The following is a 2,895-nucleotide window of genomic DNA, read 5'->3' on the forward strand; positions in this document are numbered from 1 at the left end:
GTTTGAAGATTTAGAAGGAAATCCACCGAAAGCGGGATTGGTCAAAATTTGGGGACCTTTTGTTTGTTTGATGCAATTGACAGATAATCCCAATCGCATTCATTGGTCTGGAGAAGGCGATGAAACTCTATGGGAGACTCAATATAATGTTAGTGGTTATATGGATTTCCAAGATGGAGAATACGTTCAGGGGGCAACAGAAACAACCAATCCCCTTATTTTTCTTCGTTCTGCTATTTATGCTGGTTCTTTGACGTTAGGTTCCAAGAGCCCGTTTGCTTTTCAAAAGATCCAAGACAAGCGTGGAGCGCGCAGTGCAGCCTCTATAGCGTGTCGAGGGAGTGATGCTTTTTTTGCAGGTGATGGTGGTTTTTATCAGATGAGTTTGGATGGTCAACTTTTACCGATAGGTTTTGAAAAGGTTGATAGAACGGTTTTTAAAACATTTGATAAGTTTGCTCTTGATGAGATGCAAGGGGTTATAGACCCCATTGATAACCGGATTTACTGGTCCTTAAAGAGAGGCAATAACGAGCAAACGACCTTTGTCTATGATTGGGGATTGCAGAAATGGTCGACGCTACAAGGGAAGCCTTTCACGTTCTTTCCAGTGTTTACGACAGGTTATACTTTAGAACAGTTAGATGAGATTTCGATCAATCTTGAGGCATTGCCGGCTTCTTTAGACAGCCCTCGTTGGCAAAGTGGCGCGCCAATGCTTGGTGCTTTTGATGATAACAATCGGCTTGTTATGTTTACGGGAGCCCCGATGGAGGCAACGGTTGTTTCACAAGAGATGGGGGCACCGGATGGAAGTTTTAACTTTATTACGAAGATGTTTGCCGAAGTTGATACGACGGAAGGTCTTTTAAGCATTGGAGAGCGTCGGCTTCGCAATAATCAGACGCCGATCATATGGCACAAGGAGAGGGTGTGTTCGTATGTCACGGGTGCTTATCACGGTCGTTCGCGCAATCGTTATCACCGCTTTAAATTGCGTATTCCTGAAGGCATTCATTGGAACCAAATCACAGGATTTAATGTGGATTTACGTCCTTTAGGCAGAGGGTAATGGCAAAAGTCTTTTTGACCACGTCTTGGGATATGGAGCGTATAGCGCCTTATCTGGAAGACATCATTGCATCCTTTAGAGAGTATGTAGAGCGTTTCAAACATGAAATCACGTTGCAGGAACTGATTGAAGCGATTTGCAGTGGCAAGAAACAGTTATGGCTTGTTTTGGATGACGACGAGCGCTTTTTAGCGGCATTCACGACCCAGATACAGCAGACAGTTTTAGGAAAGAAGCGCGCACTGATTTGTGAATGTAGTGGGAAGGGCGTTCTTGATCAAGTTGATAATTTGAAATTTGTAGAGGATTGGGCGCGTGAGAATGGTGCTTCTGAAATGGAGATCTTGGGTCGTTTAGGTTGGAAGCGTGCACTAACCAAGCAAGGCTATAGCATAGGTATGCTTTATTATAGGAAGGAATTGTGACATGGGGAGCAGTAGACCAGCAACGACAGAACAAAAGCAGGTGCAGACAAGCGCTCCTCCCGCTTGGATGCAGAATGTCTTTAAGCGTGGGGGTGCAGATGCGTATAACATGTATGACACAGGGATGGGTGGTAATGTTTATGGGGGACCTCGTGTTGCACCTTTAAGTGCTCCAACTTATCAAGCAATTGGAGGTCTTGGAGCTATTCCTCATCAGTATCAGAATTATATGAATCATTTGATGAATACTCCAACATCGTCTGCGAGAAACCTTAACTGGATTGCATCTGGTGGTTTGATGGGACCGAATTCTCAATTTGATGAGGAACTTAAAGAGGGCTTAAGTGAAATAAGAAATAGTATTAATCGACAGTTTTTAGGGAGTGGTCTTTATGGCTCTAGTGCGCATAACAATGAGTTACAGAGGGGGCTTAATGATGAATTAGCTCGTATCAAGTATCGCCAGCGTGATAGAGATTTACAGCATATGATGCAAGCCAATTCGATGATTGATCAACTGAATGAGAACCGCTTAGGCATGATAGGCAACTTATTCCCCTCTTATAATAACGCATATTCGAATATGTTGCAGGGGTCATCTGTTCTTAATGACTACAATCAACGCCTTGTTGATGCCAATAGAGAACGTTGGCTGGAACAAGACAATAGCGGCTGGAATAGGTTGAATATGCTTATGAACGCCGGTCATGGCTTTGCAAGGAATTACGGCACGACGACGAATAATGTGTCAGAATCTAAGATGCATGGTAACGACCCTTGGCAGAATGCTATGATGGTGCTTTTTGGATTAAAGAAGGCTGCGGAAAAGGCAGCAAATGCTGCCGTTTAGTTTGAATAATCTTAGAAAAAATAAATAGTTAAAGGGAAAGTAATGGTTTTTATAGATTTTGACCCGAGATATAAACATTTCGAACTCAAACGAAAAAAAACGACAACAGAGCGATTGCAGGAAGGAATAGATGAAAGTCAAAGACTGGATAAAGATAGAAAATTACCATTTATTCCTCAAGTACCAGTTCTCCCTAGTATGATTTCTATGAATAATCCATATGATGTGTATCACGGTTCTCTAGTTCCGATAGGCTCTATTTATCCTAATGAGGAAAATAAACCTTCGTTTCCAATTCCAAGAGAAAAAATTCCACCTAGTGTAGGAAATCATGCATCTGTTGTAACAGAACCAGTGACACCACAAGAACAGAATTCTAAACCAGAACCTAGTTTTTGGGATAAACTTTCTCGTTTTTCACAGTCTGATGTTAGTAAAAATATTGATGATTTTCTTATGGGGGCGATAACAGCAAGTCCAAATTCATCTGGATGGCAACTTTTTGCCAAGGGGCTGAAGAACTTGCATGAAGGAGATAAACAAAGAGG

General features: G+C 42.1%; 3 protein-coding genes and 1 pseudogene. All 4 read left to right on the plus strand.

Going from position 1 to position 2,895, the window contains the following annotated elements; all coding sequences use genetic code 11:
- On the plus strand, window positions 1-1,072 hold a 1,072-nt coding region (locus tag ACFIK3_RS09160; RefSeq protein ID WP_375676596.1), incomplete at its 5' end, for a hypothetical protein.
- A complete protein-coding gene (locus ACFIK3_RS09165) occupies window positions 1,072-1,497 on the plus strand; it encodes a hypothetical protein (RefSeq protein ID WP_273791515.1) in 426 nt (141 codons plus the stop codon). The genes ACFIK3_RS09160 and ACFIK3_RS09165, both read left to right, overlap by 1 nt.
- Before the next feature lies 1 nt (window position 1,498).
- Window positions 1,499-2,347, plus strand: coding sequence for a hypothetical protein (locus tag ACFIK3_RS09170; protein ID WP_375643643.1), 849 nt, complete (start codon window positions 1,499-1,501; stop codon window positions 2,345-2,347).
- A 42-nt stretch (window positions 2,348-2,389) separates the two neighbouring features.
- Window positions 2,390-2,895, plus strand: a pseudogene (locus tag ACFIK3_RS09175) (hypothetical protein); the annotation flags it as partial.

Origin of the sequence: Bartonella sp. CB10SXKL, from assembly GCF_042195515.1 — a bacterium.
Classification (GTDB): Bacteria; Pseudomonadota; Alphaproteobacteria; order Rhizobiales; family Rhizobiaceae; genus Bartonella.

Excerpts from the sequence above, each read along its gene's own strand:
- ACFIK3_RS09165 (WP_273791515.1), top strand. The coding sequence starts at position 1,072 with ATGGCAAAAGTCTTTTTGACCACGTCTTGGGATATGGAGCGTATAGCG.
- ACFIK3_RS09170 (WP_375643643.1), top strand. The coding sequence starts at position 1,499 with ATGGGGAGCAGTAGACCAGCAACGACAGAACAAAAGCAGGTGCAGACA.